Origin of the sequence: Vibrio ichthyoenteri ATCC 700023 (assembly GCF_000222605.1) — a bacterium.
Lineage (GTDB): Bacteria > Pseudomonadota > Gammaproteobacteria > Enterobacterales > Vibrionaceae > Vibrio > Vibrio ichthyoenteri.
The window spans coordinates 1-16791 of record NZ_AFWF01000038.1; the positions used below are offsets into that span (position 1 = coordinate 1).

The following is a 16791-nucleotide window of genomic DNA, read 5'->3' on the forward strand; positions in this document are numbered from 1 at the left end:
GCGCCTAAACAGCTACTCCATCCAGGCTTCATTGACTTGGTGGTTTCTACGGCTCAACGCCACAGGCTGAGCAATAATCTACTTGTTTTAGAGTTAACTGAAAATGTGTTTATCGAAGACCTTTGCGCGGTGCAACCAACCCTGACCACGTTACAAGAAATGGGATTTAGTATTGCACTTGATGACTTTGGTACTGGTTTCTCATCGCTCAGTTATCTTAATGCCCTGCCCATCACTGAAATAAAAATTGACCGCTCATTTATTATTAAGATGATGGAAGATCAGTCTAGCCTGAATATTGTCAAAACCATTATTGCGATTGCACAATCCAATGAACTTAATATTGTCGCTGAAGGGGTCGAAAACCTAGAGCAGCAAACTATTTTACAACGACTCGGTTGTACGACGATTCAAGGTTATTTCTATTCCAAACCCGTCCCGTTGGATAACATTATCGCCATGACTAACGAAGAAACATTCTCATCATCGTTACTGATCGGCTCCCCTACATAAATCATCGCATTATGTTTACGCATTCTCACTAAACAATTAAGACTTGTCTCATTTTTCAGACGCACGAACGGTGTAATATTGCCACTCAGTGATTTTTAGTTGGTTTGAGATTGTCGTACATATGAATAAGCTTCAACGTCTTGTACACGTGACGCACTCACCGCCCCTTCGGGGAACAAGGATGTTAAGTTGTTATTATGAGTTCTTTCGCTAAGTTATTTTTTGGTACCGCAAGTCTTCAATTAATCAGTCGCGGCTTATCTGTTATCTCTGGCGTCATTTTTGCGCGTTTTCTTGGCGCAGAACAATATGGCCTATATACCTATGTCTTTTCCATCATCTCTATCGCCGCTCTGCCTGTATTAGCCGGCATTCCTAATTTAATGGTGCGCGAGGTAGCCAATTTTCATTTAGAAAAAAAATGGTCACAACTTAACGGTATTATTTGGTGGTCCAGAGGCTACGTATTATCGGTTTCACTGCTTATTTTAGGCATAATGTCGGCTTTGCTTTATTTGGACTATTTCCAACCTCATGTCGCCGCACTAATTCTAATTGCCATGTGGGCAATCCCACTACGTGGCATTGCCAGCCAGCAGGATGCGGTACTTAACGGTTTTCAAAAACCCATTTTAGCTCAATTGCCGTCTAAACTCTTAGCGCCCGTGTTTACCTTGGTGGTACTGCTCTACTTTGTCTATTCTGACCGCCCTTTATCCTCGATGACGCTGGTTTCTATCGCTATCTTCGCTTTAATTCTAACCTGTGGTTTAAGTTATTTGCTGGTACGTCACGTGATTGCCAAATATAGCCAACCAGCAAAACCTGAGTATTTAACTAACTCTTGGGTAAAATCCTTACTCCCATTTGCGTTAATCACCTTTGTCGTCACGCTAAATGCGGAACTCGCTATTGTCCTGCTCGGCTGGCTTGGCAACTTAGAGTCCGTGGCCTATTTCCGTGTTGCAATGCAAGCGGTCATGTTAATTACCATCGTACTCTCTTCCATTAGCGCAGTTTTAATGCCTAATATCGCAAGACTGTACAAAAGTGCTGACATGGAAAGCACTCAAGCCTTGATTAGCCGTGCGGTCAAACTGACGGTTCTAGTCTCTCTACCGATCTTTTTGCTGCTGGTTTTCGTTGGTGATGTATTGATCCGTTGGTTGTTCGGTGCTGAATATCTCAATGCCTACCCGGCTCTGATTATTCTTTGTGTGGGGCACTTTGTCAGTATGTTACTTGGTCCGGTTGGCTTAGTGCTTAACATGACTCATAACGAAGGAAAAACGGTTCGCTCCCTAGCCATAACTCTGGCTCTCAACCTGGCACTTTTATTCAGCCTTGTACCTCTCTACCAAGAGATTGGCGCCGCGATTGCTATCGCTATCAGCCTTGTGGTGGGAAATCTGTTGATGACTCGTCAAGTATGGATTCAAACTCAACTAAAAACCTGGATTGGCTTTTCTCATTCTAAAAAGAACACGCACCAAAATGCCTAAACGTTCACCTTGCCGATGTAACCAGATCGAGTTGAACATCAGGAATATCAAAAGAGAGATATATCAAGAGCATACTTGTTGCAGACTTAACAACGAAAGTGTGATCTCGGTTCAAAACTTAGCTTGATCAATGGCGTTAAATGAATACCATTGTCGTTGCAATTAAATCGGCAGCATATGCAGACTAAGGAAAACTAATCAATGGAACCGGACATATTCAATCCTTCGCTGCATATTCGACGCGCGGTGCTATTTTGGTTGAGTCTTTTCTTGACTATCGCCTCTACCATTATGGCCATTTTGAGCATCAATTTGGCTCAGTCACTGTTCATGCCGGCTTATGAAGGGCTATTTGCACTCTTTTCAGCCTACATTTGCTACAAGACTTATCGCAATAATTGCCGCCAATATGTCGTTGATATTTACGCCTACTCACTGATTCTAATGATTGCTATTGGCGTTTCGGTTCACTCTATTCGCCACGGCATGCTCATTTGGGCATCGCTGTTCCCGCTGATGTTCTATCTATTGCTAGGCACTCAAAAAGGCACCGTCGCAACCAGCATTGGTATGATCACGTTAGTCACCGCGACCGCTTACAAAATGCTCCAGCACCAAAATGCCATTCATCCATATTTACTGGCAAACTTTGTACTCTGCTATCTCTGTATATGGGTTGTTTCGTATATTATTCAGGTGAAACGCTCACATTCAGACACTTCCTTGGGGCAATTGGCTTCGAGGGATTCTTTGACCGGAGTCTACAATCGACATGCTCTCGTACATCATTTCTCGCGCTTTCGCCAGCAAAGTCAGCCAATGCCGATGTCGTTGTTGATCCTTGATTTAGATTATTTTAAGCAAGTGAATGATAAACACGGCCATGATGTCGGTGACAAAGTGCTGATACAAGCAGCCGCCGTTATCGATGCTCATAGTGACGAGCATTCTGTTTATCGTATTGGTGGCGAGGAGTTTTGTGTAGCGCTTCGTAATACCTCAAATGGAGAAGCGATGGCCAGAGCAGAGCTGATAAGAAAATCAATCGAAGAATGCCCATTCTTCTCTGAAGAGAATCCGATTAAGTTGACGGCCAGTATTGGCGTCTATCAATGCGACCCTCTTAATAGCCTAGATAAGGTTCTGCATATTGCGGATATGGAGCTGTATCGAGCCAAGAAAAATGGCCGCAATCAAGTGATGGCTTACCAAGAAAATGAGCAAGCCATCTGTTGATAACGTCTATTCAACGTCCTCAAACACAACATTATAGTTTTCGGTATAAGTGCAATGTGGTTGACGGCTACAAGTAAAAAATCGCCGACCTTTAAAATCACCTTGGGCGGCGGTTTTCACTACCATAGGGCTGCCACAACGTTTGCAGAATCGCACTTCTTTATCCGGTTCAATCAAATCAATATGGGCAGCGAGCAAACGGCGTAATTTTCCAACCTGATAGCTATGCTTAACACTTGCACCAATCAAGGGAATGCCCGCTGATTTACACACGTGCATGAGCAACTTTTGCCGCTCTAACTTGCCTTTATTTAAAGCGTTACCATCATCCAGCTCAATGGCGACACGCACTTCTAGAGTTCGAGGATCACAAACCACATAATCAAAGTGGCTTTTTGCGATACGGTTGTTGGCGATAAACCAGCTTTTTTTATCCGTCGCCTTTGGTGCAATAACTTTAGACATCGCCACTTTAGACATCACAACGCCATGCTGTCCAACGGCCGAGATAAGCGCGGTATAAAATGCCGATTCTTTGCTGTTAAGTAACGGGCCATTTTTTTTGTACGCGCTGTCTTTAAGTTCGTTCTGGCCAAGGTATCGTTTCTGAACGAAAAGATAGAAACCAACAAACAGTAAGACAATGACAGCTACATATTCCATTGCGTGCAGGAGCTCCAAAGATTGAATTATTGATTAATTCTAACCTTAAATTCGCTGGCTCAAAATGGTTAATTGCCGCCAACTCAATGAACTGTGTGCCATATGACAGATTCTATGCCCTATTCCAGATTCGCTGCCGCTAACAATATTCCAAATCACACCGCGCTCCTTTCATCACTATTAGCGGGCATTAAAAGCATTAAGGCAATCATAACGACCAATGGCGACGTGCAAAAACTCACATATTTTGACTGCCAATTATACAATTTGACAACAAATCGCCAATTAGCTTCGCTTTCCAGCTATCAGCCAGTGCAAATCCGTTAATTAGTTGTTATTGTTTAAAAACAATAACAAAGAAAAATGTGTTCTGATGACTCAACCCCCCATCATTCAGTTTAGCAACGTCAACAAATGGTTTGGTGAATTCCAAGCACTCAAGAACATCAACCTTAGCGTTGTTAGCGGTGAGATTGTTGTCGTGTGCGGCCCCTCAGGCTCTGGCAAATCTACGCTTATTCGCTGCATCAACAATTTAGAGCAATTCCAGCAAGGTGACATCCGTGTATTTGATCACCCTACGGCAAGTAAAGCTATCAAACCGGGCAAAATTGGCATGGTGTTCCAACACTTTCATCTTTTTCCACATCTGACGGTATTGGAAAATCTCACGCTCGCGCCAATACGCACCCTAAAATTATCGAAGCAAGCAGCCAATGAACGCGCTCTAAAATACTTAAAACGTGTCAATATCGAAGAGCAAGCCAACAAATACCCTGTCCAATTGTCTGGTGGACAACAACAGCGAGTCGCGATCGCACGTTCATTGTGTATGGAGCCCGATCTGCTACTCTTCGATGAACCAACTTCTGCACTCGACCCAGAAATGATCAATGAAGTGTTAGATGTGATGGTCGAACTGGCACAAAGCGGTATGACCATGATTTGTGTCACCCATGAGATGGGCTTTGCTAAAAAAGTGGCTAATCGCGTGGTGTTTATGGATGAAGGCGAAATTGTTGAAATAAATTCGCCGACCGCTCTATTTGAAAATCCACAGCACCCGCGTACAAAAACGTTTCTCAACCAAATTCTAAGTTACTAGATGATTTTACGAATCGTTAAACCCGTCTTACAAGCCATGGTGCAAATTGCGCTTATCACCATTGCCATCGTGTGGCTATTGGATTCAGGTGCGCAAGCAATGGGTTACCAATGGCAGTGGCATCGTGTGATGGACTACATCATATTCTATGAAGATGGTGAATGGTGGCCTGCAGAATTGATCGATGGCTTAGTCGTTACCATAAAAATATCGGCCATCAGCTTGTGCTTCACCTTGTTGATCGGTCTTACAACGGCCTTATTGCGCCTGAGCGACTCTCTTGTCGGTCGTGCTATTGCAACCAGCTATGTCGAATTGATCCGTAACACACCACTGCTGGTGCAAATTTATTTGCTCTATTTTGTCTTTGGCCCAGTTATTGGTTTAGATCGATTCGCCACCGCGGTTCTGGCATTATCGTTATTTCAAGGGGCTTACACCGCTGAGATTCTCAGAGCGGGCCTCAATGGTATCCCTAAAGGCCAATTTGAAGCAGCCAAAACACTGGGGCTCTCACCACTGAACAGCTACAAAGATGTCATCTTGCCACAAGTGCTGCAAAGGACATTACCACCGCTGACTAATGAAGTGGTTTCACTGATAAAGAACTCCTCGATTGTCAGTGTGATGGCTATTTTTGATTTAACCACCGAAGCGAGAAATATCGTATCGGAGACCGCTATGCCCTTTGAAATTTGGTTCTCAGTGGCGGCAATCTATCTCGCTTTAACATTATCGCTTTCTGGCTTATCTGCATGGCTGGAAAGCAGACTAGGAGCCAGTTGGCGTAAAATATAAGGAGATAACATGAAGTTATTCAAGGCAACGATCACTGCGTTATTAGGGATAGCCATCGCGATCCCTTCGCTGGTGAACGCGCAAGAAAACACCGGTGCGAACTCGAACTTGGAGGCAATCAATGAGCGTGGAACGTTGCGCGTTGGTATGTCCACTTTTGTTCCGTGGGCAATGCGTAATAAACAAGGTGAGTTGATTGGTTTTGAAATTGACGTTGCTAAACGACTTGCGGCAGATTCAGGTTGGAAAGTTGAGTTTGTACCAACGGCATGGGATGGCATTATTCCGGCATTGTTAGCCAAAAAGTTCGATGTCATCATCGGCGGTATGTCCGTGACACCAGAGCGATCTAAGAGCGTTTTATTTACAGCGCCTTATTCACATTCAGGCGTTCAAGTGGCGGCGAGTAAAGAGTTAGCAGAAGGATTTAGTGAATTCTCTGATTTTGATTCTCGACGTATAAAAATAGCCGCTCGTCGAGGCGCTTATACGGTGCAAATCGCACGTGAAACATTCCCTAAAGCGAAAATCTTGCAGTTTGATGATGATTCTCAAGCGTTCCAAGAAGTTCTTAATGGCAACGCGCATGCCGTCATTGCATCGAGCCCAAAACCTGAGCACGAAGCCATCAAGCACGCAAATAAACTATTTATCCCGTTTGACGAACGCTTATCACAAGGTAATGAGGCATTTGCAGTGCGCTTAGGCGAAGATGATAAACAAGCCTTCTTTGATCAGTGGATCGAGCAACGGACTCAAGATGGCTGGTTAAAAGAGCGTTATGAATATTGGTTCTCAACCTTAGATTGGCAAGATCAGATCGCACAAGGCCAATAGAGCGCGATATCGTAGCGCAGTCGTCAACATTACCCCTGTAAACATACCGATTAGGCAAATGCTTAATCGGTAACTTCCAAGCTTGGAGCAATCGAGTGAGCGAGCAATTCCCATCCAAAACCCTAGCAGTAAACAAACCCATCGCAATATCACCATGGCGCTTTAAGCCATTAGATTGGGTTCTACTCGCTCTGTGTGCCGCCTTGTTTGCTTGGCTATATCATCGCTCGACCATTGGCGTAAATTATATCTGGCACTGGGAGGATGCTCTCAGCTTACTTTTTACCCCTCGTGCCGATGGCAGTCTACCCTATTTTTTCCAAGGGCTACTTTCCACATTACGACTCAGTTTGTGGGGCATCGCATTTGCTCTGGTAGTCGGAATAGCGTTAGGCATGGCCAAATTCTCGCGCTCAACGTGGTTCAATGTTCCCGCCAACGCTTTTATCCAGCTAGTGCGTAACATTCCTCCCCTTGTGTTCGTGTTCATTTTTTACTTTTTCATTTCGAATCAATTAATCCCGCTATTAGGGCTGGAAAACACTCTGCGTAATCACTCAGGAGAGTTAAACGGCTTGCAAGCCTTCCTCTTTGGCCCGGCCAATTTATGGGAAAATTTAGCCTCTGGAGTGCTTTGTATTGGTTTGCTTTCTTCTGCTTATATTGGCGAGATAATTCGTGCCGGGCTGCAAGGAATAGACCAAGGTCAATGGGAAGCGGCCGATTCACTCGGTATGTCACGTTGGACAAAATATCGTTACGTCATCGCTCCACAAGTGATCAAAGCTATCACACCAGCGCTTGCTGGACAGACGATTTCCTTGGTCAAAGACACCTCTATCGTATCGCTGATTTCGATACAAGAAATGACCTTTGTCGGCACTGAAATGGCCAATTCATCTGGGTATATTTTTGAAATTTGGTTGATTGTCGGCTTGGTCTACTTTGTGATTTGCTTTGGCTTATCACTATTTTTCCGCTTTGTTGAACACAGAAGTCATTTTGGTCACTAAGACATCTATCTTCAATTTTCTATTTTCCAGCCAAGAAAAAGGGAGCCTAAGCTCCCTTACTATCGATTAACTCGCTGCGGCTTGATTAGCACGACGCAGTTGAGTGAGGTATTTAATCCAGCTTTGAGACTGCTTACTCGGTTCAATATTATTAGCTTGTTTCGCTTGAATTAACGCCTGCTCAAATTGGTTCAACTTATAGTGAGCACGGGTTTTGGCCAATGCCACGTCAGCTTTGCGTCCTTGAACACGATCAAGAACAGTTAGAGCTTGCTGATACTGACCTTCTTGCACCATCAATTGCGCGACATTCCAATGGTATTTACCATCTAGCTTTGCCGCTAATTGCCACTGTTTCGTCGCTTGTTGCCATTCACGCGCTTGTTGCCAATAACTCGCCTGCGATACGATCAAATCAAGATCGGTAGTCGCACCATCTAATTGTGCTAATTCCATCGCTCCACGCTCAGGAATTCCTCTTTGCGCGTATAACTGCGCCAGTAGAATGCGATCTTGCTGTGATAACGCCACCCCCTGACCTTTAGCCAAAGCCAAGGTACTGAGCGCTTGCTTGTTTTGCCCCTGTTGAAGCTGAAGGCTGACTAACTGACGCCACCAATTGACTTTGTCAGGTTGCAATGTAACTAATCGCTCAAGCGTTGGAATGGCGTCATTCCAACGTTTTAATTGCAGTTGCGCACCCAATTTTAGTGACAGCGGTTGTAACTCATCTTTAGCTTGGAAGCGGCGATATTTATCCACGGCAGGAATCACCGCTTTCCACTCTTCAACTTGGTAATGAGCTTGGGCAATTCTCAACCAAATTTGGTCTTCTTTTTGTGTCGCTGGTACTTGCTTCACCAACTGATAGTAATGTGGTAAAGCTTGAGAAAACTGCTGGTCGCTAAGCAATAAGTCAGCCAGCATTTTTTCTGTTACCCACCCCTGCTCATCTTCCAGTTTGTTGCTATTCACCGCTAACGTAAGTTGCTTAATCGCTGGTTTTATTTGGTTATTTTGCCAGTAAAACACACCGAGCATACGAGCAACAAACGCTTGGTCATAAGCTTTAGATGTGTCAATTTTCTGCAATGCTTCAATCGCTGCGGAAAACTGTTCATCTTGCGCGAGTTGGTTAGCTTTTTGTACCCGAATAGCGGTGTATTGGCTCAGTTCTGCAGCATTTACAACGTTTACTGAGAGTGAGGCAAAGCACAAAAGAGCCGTTAAGAGATTACGTCCTATCATTTGGCTAATTTAAACTCCAATCGAACCGTTTGCCCAGCTTGAGCTAACGCATTGCCATCTTCCACTTTTGGTTGATACTTCCATTTACGCAGTGCTCGAATGGCTTCTTTTTCAAACATACGTTTTGGTTGAGCATCGACCACTTCAATGTCTTGTGGGCGCCCCGTAGGATCAATGGTGAATTTCAATACAACGTAACCTTGCGCACCACGTTTTAATGCTCGGGCAGGATAGCGCGGCTCAACCCGGTAAAGTGGCATCGCTTGCTGATTAACGCCAAAATCACCGAACGTCGGTGCGCTTATCGCAAGTCCGTCAATACTGGTACTCAAACCTAACATCGGCTGCATCGACATTGGCGATACTGTCGAGGCTTGGCTCTTCGCTTGTGATACCGGCATTTGCTCTGGCACCTCAGGCGCTTTTGGCTGTTCTGGTACACTCCGTTGGCGGCGCTGAACATCTTGCTCATCTTCAACCATCACCATGTTAAAGCTAAGAGCTTCACTTGGTTCAGGAGCACGACGGTGGCCATTATCCACCATCCACGCCATAAAGCTAAATAAAGCCAGCGCAATCGCTCCGGCTATAGGCAAAGCAAAAAGAACACGCAACACTACTTCTTCTCCGCCGCCAGCGCGATATTTTTAACACCAGCGCCCTTAGCCGCATCCATCACTTTTACTACCGTACCGCTATAAGCATGTTCGTCAGCCTGAATCACTAATGATGCATCTGGTTTATCTAATAGCAGGTGCTCTAGCGTAGCTTGCACTCGTTCTACATCCACGACTCGCTTATCGATATAGATATCGTTGGCAGAAGTGATTGCTACAAAAATACCGGCGTCTTTTTGGCTCACCACATTAGAAGCTTGAGGTCGATTAACTTCTACCCCGGACTCTCGTACAAACGAACTGGTCACGATAAAGAAGATCAACATGATAAAGACGATATCGAGCATCGAAGTAAGGTCGATTTGCGCCTCTTCTTGTTTATGTTGGCGTCTACCGAGTCTCATCGCTGACTCCTTAATGATTTTTCTAATTTAATTTCTCGAAGCTGGCAGGCTTTAGCTAAACGTGCATGCACAAACATGCCCGCCAACGCTGCAACCATACCAGCCATTGTTGGCAATGTGGCTAATGAAATACCTGACGCCATCAATTTAGGATTGCTGCTGCCTTGAGTGGCCATAACATCAAATACTGTAATCATACCGGTAACGGTACCGAGTAAACCTAGCATTGGACAGATAGCCACCAGCACTTTAATCATGTTTAGATTTTGATATAAAGCCATATGCGCTTGTGCGATCCAACTGTCACGGATGGCATGGGCATACCAAGAGCTTTGCTCTTGGCGCTGGTGCCACTGGTTTAGCCAGTCTTGGCGCAATTTAGGGTAGTGAACGAGCAAAAAAATCACTCGCTCTACAATCAATACCCAGCAGACCAATACCACAGCACCGAGCCACCAGAGTACTTGCCCACCCTGCTCCATAAAATGTTGCAGCGACATTAGCCAATCACTGGTTTGAATGCCATTTGGCAACCATGAGATTGAAAACAGATCCATTACGCAGCGTTCTCCACAGTACGCGCAGCGACCATTGGCTCAGCTTTTTCTGCTTGTTCAGCAACTAGACCAATGCCTTGTTTTTCTAGGATATTACGAATATTTTCAGCTTGAGAGCTCAACACATTGTGTGCCAACAATAGTGGCATTGCGGCAACAAGACCAAGCACGGTTGTCACGAGGGCCATCGAAATACCGCCCGCCATCACTTTAGGATCACCATTGCCGAACTGAGTAATCACTTGGAAGGTTTCAATCATGCCAGTAACGGTACCAAGCAGGCCAAGCATTGGAGCCAATGCTGCCAATAACTTGAGCATTGAAAGCCCTTTTTCGAGCTGAACTTGTTCATCAACAACCGCTTCAAGTAAGCGAAGTTCTAAAGCTTCAACACTGCGATTTTGCTCTTTGCTATAGACGGCTAGAATACGTCCTAGAGGGTTATTTCCTGGCACTGTTGGCGTTTTCAATTGCGCACGAATTTTTTGCAGAGCGCTTGCCAAACTCACACCACGGTAAACCGCAATGATGGCACCAATTGCCAGTAGACCAAGAATAATTTGGCCAACGACCCCACCCGCTTGTAAGCGATCTTTTAAGCTTGGTTCTAATGCCAATTGCTCAAGCATGATGCCGCGTGATGGGTCAACAACCAACGATTCAACCGCACCATTTTGCAGAGTGCTGACTGAGGCCAGTGTTGGGCCTTGCTCTGGCTGTTTTAGATACGCTTTCGCTTCACTTTTTTGACCATTCCAAGCTAGGTAACCGTCACTACCAATTAGTCCAATCGAACCCAAACGCGCCACTTCCACTTGGCTCGCTTTACCTTCACCATCAATAAAATTGACTTGAGTTAGCGCAATATGACCACTCGCTTGTACTTGCTCATCCAGCGCTTTCCAAAGTGCGGTCAGTTGTGGCATTGATGGCAAGCTAGTCGCAGCGATAATTTGCTCAATTTGCTCATTGTAACTTTGAGCATCTACACCCGTCACAGACTGCTGTAATTCGTTTTGCAGCTCTTTGGCATTTTGACGCACCACGCCAAATACTTCACCCAAGCTTCCCGTTTCTAAACGAAGTTGCTCTTCTAAGCGAGCCAACGCATCTTCATTCTCACCGAAAGTTTGCGCTAACTTGTCATTTTGAGTTTGCAGCTGCGCGCGCTTAGCATCGAGTTTCGCTTTCAGTACTGACAATTCTTTCTCTGTCGCTTTGAAGCCTGATTCGCGGACTTGATTGTGCTTTGCTTGCTGGTTGTTTTCGGTTGTTGCCTGACTGGTAAAATCACCGCTAGCGAATGCAGTCAAAGAAAGTACGCTTAGCGCACATGCTGAAACGAGTAATTTAAGTTTCATTATTTCGTCTCCGCAAGCAGTGAAACAGGAACAGTAATTAGGCTTGGCGCCGTTTGCTTCGCCGCCATTGCGTAGGCTTTATCAAGTTCAGACTTTAATGAACTGTCCACCTCAACCCAGTCGTTAGCTTGTTTATCCCACGCCCAAAACGTATTGCCATTAAGACTTCTGGCAATCAATGCGATACGGCCAAGATGTAAGATGTCCGCTTCGCGGTTTTCACCCGCAAGCGTAATTTGGCCTTGATACAAGCCAAGCTTAGTGCCGTAATCCATTTCGATTTGGTAAGCTTCAAGAATACGACGGTATTTCTCTGCATCACTGATATCAGCGCGAGTCATCAATACTTGTAGCTTTTCAACCCTTTTAAAACGTTGCTGTTTTTTGATTGGTGCATCAGCATCAATACGTAATTTAAGCGCATCAACCATTTGATACATCAAAGGCACAACGCCTTGGCGCGTCACTTTGATCTCTTGAACTTGCGCATCAATATTTGCCATCTCTTGCTCTTGATTAACGATCAGAGCATTGAGGTGTTTTTGATACACTTCTAAGTTTTTAACTTCTTCTTCTAGCTGTTCAATCTCAGCTTGCAATCTAAGTGAAGTATCAGCGCTATTATCAATACGCTTTTGACTCGAAGCAGACGCTGCGTTGGTTTTATTCTGGATAGCTTGAGCACTATCAAGGCTTGACGCGGAAACCGGACTCGTAGCCGCGGCGATAACAATAGCTAAACTGGTTTTAAATAAGTTCATAATCTTAAAATGTTCAGTAAATCAACAACCAAGCAAACTTGATTGACGCTTAAATTTCCAAATCCTATTTGATAAATATTATCATTAATATTTAGCATCGGATAGCAATAATCTTGTGTAAACGGCTACACACCAGGTCTACACGATGGTTTACGACAGATAGCAGAAAACACCGCTCCAAACAGAGCGGTGTTCATATTTATTTTAATTGGCGATATTTAGAATGTAGCATTCACAGAGAGCTTGAAGCGACGTTCGTTACCATAATGAACATCGGTCACGACATCGTTACTCACACTGCCGCCAGTACCTGCGACGTAATCAGTGTCAAATAGGTTCTCAATATTGAAACGGAAGTCCCAGTTCACATAATCACTGTGGATTGAGTGCGAAGCACCAGTATCAACACGAGTGTAACCATCCAATTTAACGGTATTCGCATTGTCAGCCCAGCGTTCTCCTTGGTAGAACACACCAAAGTTAAATGCTGTCGCTTCTGTCATTGAGTAACGCGTCCATACAGAGCCAGACCATTCTGGTACGTTAGCCGGAGCTTTGTCTTGGTATTTGTCATGTTTATCGTAATTTGCATCTAGATACATACCAGACATCATCACAAACCACTTATCAGAAATTTGACCTTGCGAACCAATCTCTGCACCGATATGGCGTTGAACACCATCCTGGGTTGTGATGCCGCTTTCAGTAATACTAATGTTACGTTTTTCAATATCAAATACCGCACCAGTTAGTAGTAGTCGGCTATCCATTAACTCCCACTTAGTACCCAATTCGTATTGGCTGCTTTCCTCTGGCTTACGCTCTGTAATGCTTCTATCATCATTAACGACATTGTTAACAGGGTTAAAACTCTCAGAGTAATTTACATAGATACTGCCGTTGTACGTTGGGTGGTAAATGATGCCCGCTTTTGGCGAGAATGATTCACTATCATTTGCCCCTTTTACAACTTCATCTGAATTGGTAGTACCGTCGGCCATGTACATATCATAACGACCACCAATCAGTGCTTGCCACTGATCATTGAAGGTAATTAAATCTTGTACATAGAAACCGTAGTAGTTGTTATCACTCTTATACGTAGTGTTATCGTTATGGTAATCAAGTCCTGGGTTTGCAGGGTTGTCACCTGGATTCACATTTACAGTGCTACCACTGACTCGAAGTTGCTCATAGTCGTAAAACTGGCCATTCACGCCCAGCAAGACTTGGTGGTCAACATTAAGTGCAGCAAATTCACCATGCAAATCTGCATGAAATGCTTGTGTTTTCCATGTGTCATGGCGATCAAATGGGCTAATCGTGTAGCTACCATCAACAGCAGTTTGGCTGGTTGGCTTCGGCGAAGAATCATAACGGTGACGCTTCATCTCTTGCGAGTTGAAACTAAAATTGGCACGCCATTGACTGCTTAGGTATACATCTAAATCCGCACCCCAGTTTTCAACATCATTATCGATGAACGACCAGTTCGCATCTCGAATCGCATCTCGATTACCGATGACATTGCCGTTAAGATCTAGCCACGCACCAGTGTCTAGTGGAGCTTTGTCATTGGTTTTTTCGTAGTTAAACGATAATAAACCCCAATCAGATAGATCGGCTTCAATCACACCGTAGCCTAAGAAGCGATCACGTTCGCGTTCATCACCCGTTGCATACTTACGGCTCTCAACAGAGTCTTGTTTTACAAGCACTGTACGCCCGCGTAATGTTCCCGATTCGTTTAATTTACCTGACACATCAATATGATGGTGGGTACTGCCTAAGTCATCAAAGTTTGTTCCAACATTTACTTGAGGCGCTTCCGTTGGTTTTTTCGAAACCATGTTGATTAGACCGCCTGGTGCGGTACGACCGTATAGCAAACTTGAAGGGCCTTTGATCACTTCGATGCTTTCAAGTGTCTCGATCGGCAACATGTAATGAGTAAATAACGAATGACCATTTCTTAGGTAGCCATTCGTTGAAGAAAGTTCAAAGCCACGAAGATAAAAAACTTCACGATTCCATTTTTGCGTACCCGCACTCACACTAGCATCGTTTTGTAGGGCTTCACCTAACGTTGTTGCTAATTGCTCTTCCAGTACAATCTCAGGGATAACATTGATTGATTGTGCCGTATCAAGCATGCTGGTATCAGTACGCATCGCACCTGTTGCACTATCAACTTTATAGTCATTGAAACTTTGAGCATGCACGACTATCGTTTCGTCTACCTGTATCTCTGTCTCTTGTGCATACACAACTGAGGTGCTAAGTGCTAATGCCACTGCACTGCAAATGGTTGTTACTTTGAAATTCATTTTAATTTTCCTACTCATTTTTGTCATTTAAAGTGAGATTGAACGCTCACCATAAATAAGAATGATTTTACGAGTCGAAATGTATTGGTAATGATCAGCCATCATGAGGGATACCCCTACGGCAGGACACATTAAGAGAGCATAAAAAACGGTTTGTCCGTAAAGTTTGAGTTATGCCCGATAGAGCCATTCTTCAACTGCAATGTCCCTTCAGGGAGTGACATTGTTGAAGAAGGTCATTCCTTCCACATCGTTCTGACTCTTAGTAAGCCGACCAACTCAGTTTGCAGTCCACTGCGACTGCCTGCATTTGGTGAAAAGGAATATAATTGATAATCACTATCATTTGCATTGAAATTTACATTCTTTGCATTTGTCAGCAAAATATTTCTGATAACAATAATGATCATTTCACTAATCAGTGCCGAATATGCTCACGATGAGACATAAAAAAACGCGCCTATTGGCGCGTTTTCTGTATTGGGAAAAGTAGTTCGATTCTCAAACCACCGATACTTCGATTGGAAGCTTGGACTCTGCCTTGCATTAAATGCATCGCTTCCTTCACAATGGCAAGCCCTAGCCCATAGCCACCTGACTTTTTGTCTCGTGCGGATTCAAGACGTGTAAAAGGCTGAAAAATTTCCCCCAGACGATTAACCGGAATACCTTTACCGTCATCTTGCACGGCTACAACACTGTATTCTTGTTCTTCTTGACGAAGTCCATAAATCAACACTTCAATTGTCGCCTTCTCTCCGGCGTACTTCGTTGCATTGGTGATCAGATTTCTTACACAGCGAACCACCAATCGCTCATCCGCAAGAACTTGCTGATCAAGATGGCTGGGAACAAAGTTTAAATATTGCTCCGCTCCAAGAGCAAATTGGCTTTGCCTAACTTGGGAGCCGACATAACTTTCTAAACACACCGGCTTTAGATTCACTTCATAACGAGAATTTTCGAGCTGGCTAAAAGTGAGAATTTCGGCCACCAGAGAATCCATCTCCTCCACTTCACGCTCAACGCGTTCAACCAATTCTCGATCTTTCTCGGGGACTTTGTGTTTTAAAAGGTGCAGTGCCAAATTTTGGCGAGCTAATGGCGTACGGAGCTCATGGGAAACATCCCGAATAAGCCGCTTTTGTTTTTCAGCTAACGAATGGATCTGGATGCTCATCTGATCAAAATCCTCAGCCAATTCATTAAACTCACGTGTATTCGATTTCAACTCAGCCACCACCTTCACTTTAAAGTCTCCTCGAGCAACGCGGTGGCTTGCCTCTCTAAGACGATCAAGTGGCTGCTGTAACTTACGCGCTAAAATAAGCGAAAACAGCGCCAAAATGAAAAAGGCGATGATAAATTTACTAATCGCTAGGTAGCTTATAAAACGATGGGCTGGATGCATTTGACTTGGCAGTTGAACCACTAGCGTATGACCGCCGTCCAGCGACTGACCTATCAATGGCTTAGTCACTCTATCGCCCATCATCTGGTCTAACTGACGTAGAAACTTCAATTTGAAGGCAAAATGCGGATGCATTTTTCGATGCGTAATCGGTTGATTATTTTTATCTAAAACAAACAAGTAGTAAGGTTGAGCATTGGCCCAGTCGGCCAATTCATTCATATCACCTTCGCCAATCATGACATTGGCTTGAGAGGCCAAATCGCGCAATTCAGTTTTGACTGAATCTGGCAGTACTAACACAGTACGAATTAAGGCTTGCTCAGTAATCCCTTGCAATAGCAAGATACTCAGCACTACCGCAGACATATAGCTAAACAGTTGAAACGCTAAACTGCCTTTGCGGTTTGCAATTATCTGCGACCATTTCAGTTTCAT

16 protein-coding genes are annotated in these 16791 nt (G+C 44.3%); 7 read left to right on the forward strand and 9 right to left on the reverse strand.

Annotated elements, in window-relative coordinates; genetic code table 11:
• The 3 genes from RH85_RS03985 to RH85_RS03995 all read left to right on the forward strand — a co-directional run.
• A partial coding sequence (locus tag RH85_RS03985) for an EAL domain-containing protein (RefSeq protein ID WP_006710911.1) occupies nucleotides 1-513 on the forward strand: 513 nt, incomplete at its 5' end.
• Nucleotides 514-710: 197 nt separating this feature from the next.
• Complete coding sequence (locus RH85_RS03990) at nucleotides 711-2015, forward strand: flippase (protein WP_006710912.1); 1305 nt, start codon at nucleotides 711-713, stop codon at nucleotides 2013-2015.
• A gap of 201 nt (nucleotides 2016-2216) precedes the next feature.
• Nucleotides 2217-3251: a GGDEF domain-containing protein gene (locus RH85_RS03995; protein WP_006710913.1), complete on the forward strand. Its 1035-nt coding sequence runs from the start codon at nucleotides 2217-2219 to the stop codon at nucleotides 3249-3251.
• Between the two features lie 6 nt (nucleotides 3252-3257).
• Here the strand turns inward: RH85_RS03995 and RH85_RS04000 are convergent, their stop codons facing one another.
• Nucleotides 3258-3914, reverse strand: a complete 657-nt coding sequence (locus tag RH85_RS04000; protein ID WP_006710914.1) for a DUF2726 domain-containing protein — start codon at nucleotides 3912-3914, stop codon at nucleotides 3258-3260.
• Between the two features lie 373 nt (nucleotides 3915-4287).
• Here RH85_RS04000 and RH85_RS04005 point away from each other — a divergent pair, with 373 nt between their 5' ends.
• From RH85_RS04005 to RH85_RS04020, 4 genes are all read left to right on the forward strand, one after another.
• Entirely contained in the window at nucleotides 4288-5019 is a 732-nt protein-coding gene (locus RH85_RS04005) for an amino acid ABC transporter ATP-binding protein (RefSeq protein WP_006710915.1), read from the forward strand.
• Nucleotides 5020-5817 carry an amino acid ABC transporter permease gene (locus RH85_RS04010; protein ID WP_006710916.1) on the forward strand — a complete coding sequence of 266 codons (798 nt, stop codon included), beginning with the start codon at nucleotides 5020-5022 and terminating at the stop codon, nucleotides 5815-5817.
• A gap of 9 nt (nucleotides 5818-5826) precedes the next feature.
• Entirely contained in the window at nucleotides 5827-6654 is an 828-nt protein-coding gene (locus tag RH85_RS04015) for a transporter substrate-binding domain-containing protein (protein ID WP_006710918.1), read from the forward strand.
• 140 nt (nucleotides 6655-6794) lie between these two features.
• On the forward strand, nucleotides 6795-7667 hold the full coding sequence (locus RH85_RS04020) for an amino acid ABC transporter permease (protein WP_241210353.1): 873 nt from the start codon (nucleotides 6795-6797) through the stop codon (nucleotides 7665-7667).
• Nucleotides 7668-7733: 66 nt separating this feature from the next.
• On the opposite strand, the gene RH85_RS04025 is transcribed toward RH85_RS04020, so the two are convergent.
• The 8 genes from RH85_RS04025 to RH85_RS04060 all read right to left on the reverse strand — a co-directional run bounded on the left by RH85_RS04025 (nucleotide 7734) and on the right by RH85_RS04060 (nucleotide 16791).
• The gene (locus tag RH85_RS04025; protein ID WP_006710920.1) at nucleotides 7734-8915 is read right to left on the reverse strand and encodes a tetratricopeptide repeat protein; all 1182 of its coding nucleotides are present in this window, start codon (nucleotides 8913-8915) and stop codon (nucleotides 7734-7736) included.
• Complete coding sequence (locus RH85_RS04030; RefSeq protein ID WP_006710921.1) at nucleotides 8912-9532, reverse strand: energy transducer TonB; 621 nt, start codon at nucleotides 9530-9532, stop codon at nucleotides 8912-8914. Before RH85_RS04030 ends, RH85_RS04025 begins: the two co-directional genes overlap by 4 nt.
• Nucleotides 9532-9936: an ExbD/TolR family protein gene (locus tag RH85_RS04035; protein ID WP_005599193.1), complete on the reverse strand. Its 405-nt coding sequence runs from the start codon at nucleotides 9934-9936 to the stop codon at nucleotides 9532-9534. The genes RH85_RS04030 and RH85_RS04035 overlap by 1 nt, the downstream gene beginning before the upstream one ends.
• Nucleotides 9933-10493, reverse strand: coding sequence for a MotA/TolQ/ExbB proton channel family protein (locus RH85_RS04040; protein ID WP_006710922.1), 561 nt, complete (start codon nucleotides 10491-10493; stop codon nucleotides 9933-9935). Before RH85_RS04040 ends, RH85_RS04035 begins: the two co-directional genes overlap by 4 nt.
• Nucleotides 10493-11854 (reverse strand): MotA/TolQ/ExbB proton channel family protein, encoded by a 1362-nt coding sequence (locus tag RH85_RS04045; RefSeq protein ID WP_006710923.1) that lies wholly within the window; start codon nucleotides 11852-11854, stop codon nucleotides 10493-10495. Before RH85_RS04045 ends, RH85_RS04040 begins: the two co-directional genes overlap by 1 nt.
• Entirely contained in the window at nucleotides 11854-12615 is a 762-nt protein-coding gene (locus RH85_RS04050; RefSeq protein WP_006710924.1) for a DUF3450 domain-containing protein, read from the reverse strand. Before RH85_RS04050 ends, RH85_RS04045 begins: the two co-directional genes overlap by 1 nt.
• A 218-nt stretch (nucleotides 12616-12833) precedes the next feature.
• Nucleotides 12834-14942 carry a TonB-dependent siderophore receptor gene (locus RH85_RS04055; RefSeq protein ID WP_006710925.1) on the reverse strand — a complete coding sequence of 703 codons (2109 nt, stop codon included), beginning with the start codon at nucleotides 14940-14942 and terminating at the stop codon, nucleotides 12834-12836.
• Between the two features lie 460 nt (nucleotides 14943-15402).
• A complete protein-coding gene (locus RH85_RS04060) occupies nucleotides 15403-16791 on the reverse strand; it encodes a sensor histidine kinase (RefSeq protein ID WP_006710926.1) in 1389 nt (462 codons plus the stop codon).

Bases quoted from the DNA above. Each gene is read 5' to 3' on its own strand.
- RH85_RS04045 (WP_006710923.1), bottom strand. From the start codon at position 11,854: ATGAAACTTAAATTACTCGTTTCAGCATGTGCGCTAAGCGTACTTTCT.
- RH85_RS04010 (WP_006710916.1), top strand. From the start codon at position 5,020: ATGATTTTACGAATCGTTAAACCCGTCTTACAAGCCATGGTGCAAATT.
- RH85_RS04060 (WP_006710926.1), bottom strand. From the start codon at position 16,791: ATGAAACTGAAATGGTCGCAGATAATTGCAAACCGCAAAGGCAGTTTA.
- RH85_RS04055 (WP_006710925.1), bottom strand. From the start codon at position 14,942: ATGAATTTCAAAGTAACAACCATTTGCAGTGCAGTGGCATTAGCACTT.
- RH85_RS04005 (WP_006710915.1), top strand. From the start codon at position 4,288: ATGACTCAACCCCCCATCATTCAGTTTAGCAACGTCAACAAATGGTTT.
- RH85_RS04040 (WP_006710922.1), bottom strand. From the start codon at position 10,493: ATGGATCTGTTTTCAATCTCATGGTTGCCAAATGGCATTCAAACCAGT.
- RH85_RS04025 (WP_006710920.1), bottom strand. From the start codon at position 8,915: ATGATAGGACGTAATCTCTTAACGGCTCTTTTGTGCTTTGCCTCACTC.
- RH85_RS04035 (WP_005599193.1), bottom strand. From the start codon at position 9,936: ATGAGACTCGGTAGACGCCAACATAAACAAGAAGAGGCGCAAATCGAC.
- RH85_RS03995 (WP_006710913.1), top strand. From the start codon at position 2,217: ATGGAACCGGACATATTCAATCCTTCGCTGCATATTCGACGCGCGGTG.
- RH85_RS04000 (WP_006710914.1), bottom strand. From the start codon at position 3,914: ATGGAATATGTAGCTGTCATTGTCTTACTGTTTGTTGGTTTCTATCTT.
- RH85_RS03990 (WP_006710912.1), top strand. From the start codon at position 711: ATGAGTTCTTTCGCTAAGTTATTTTTTGGTACCGCAAGTCTTCAATTA.
- RH85_RS04050 (WP_006710924.1), bottom strand. From the start codon at position 12,615: ATGAACTTATTTAAAACCAGTTTAGCTATTGTTATCGCCGCGGCTACG.
- RH85_RS04015 (WP_006710918.1), top strand. From the start codon at position 5,827: ATGAAGTTATTCAAGGCAACGATCACTGCGTTATTAGGGATAGCCATC.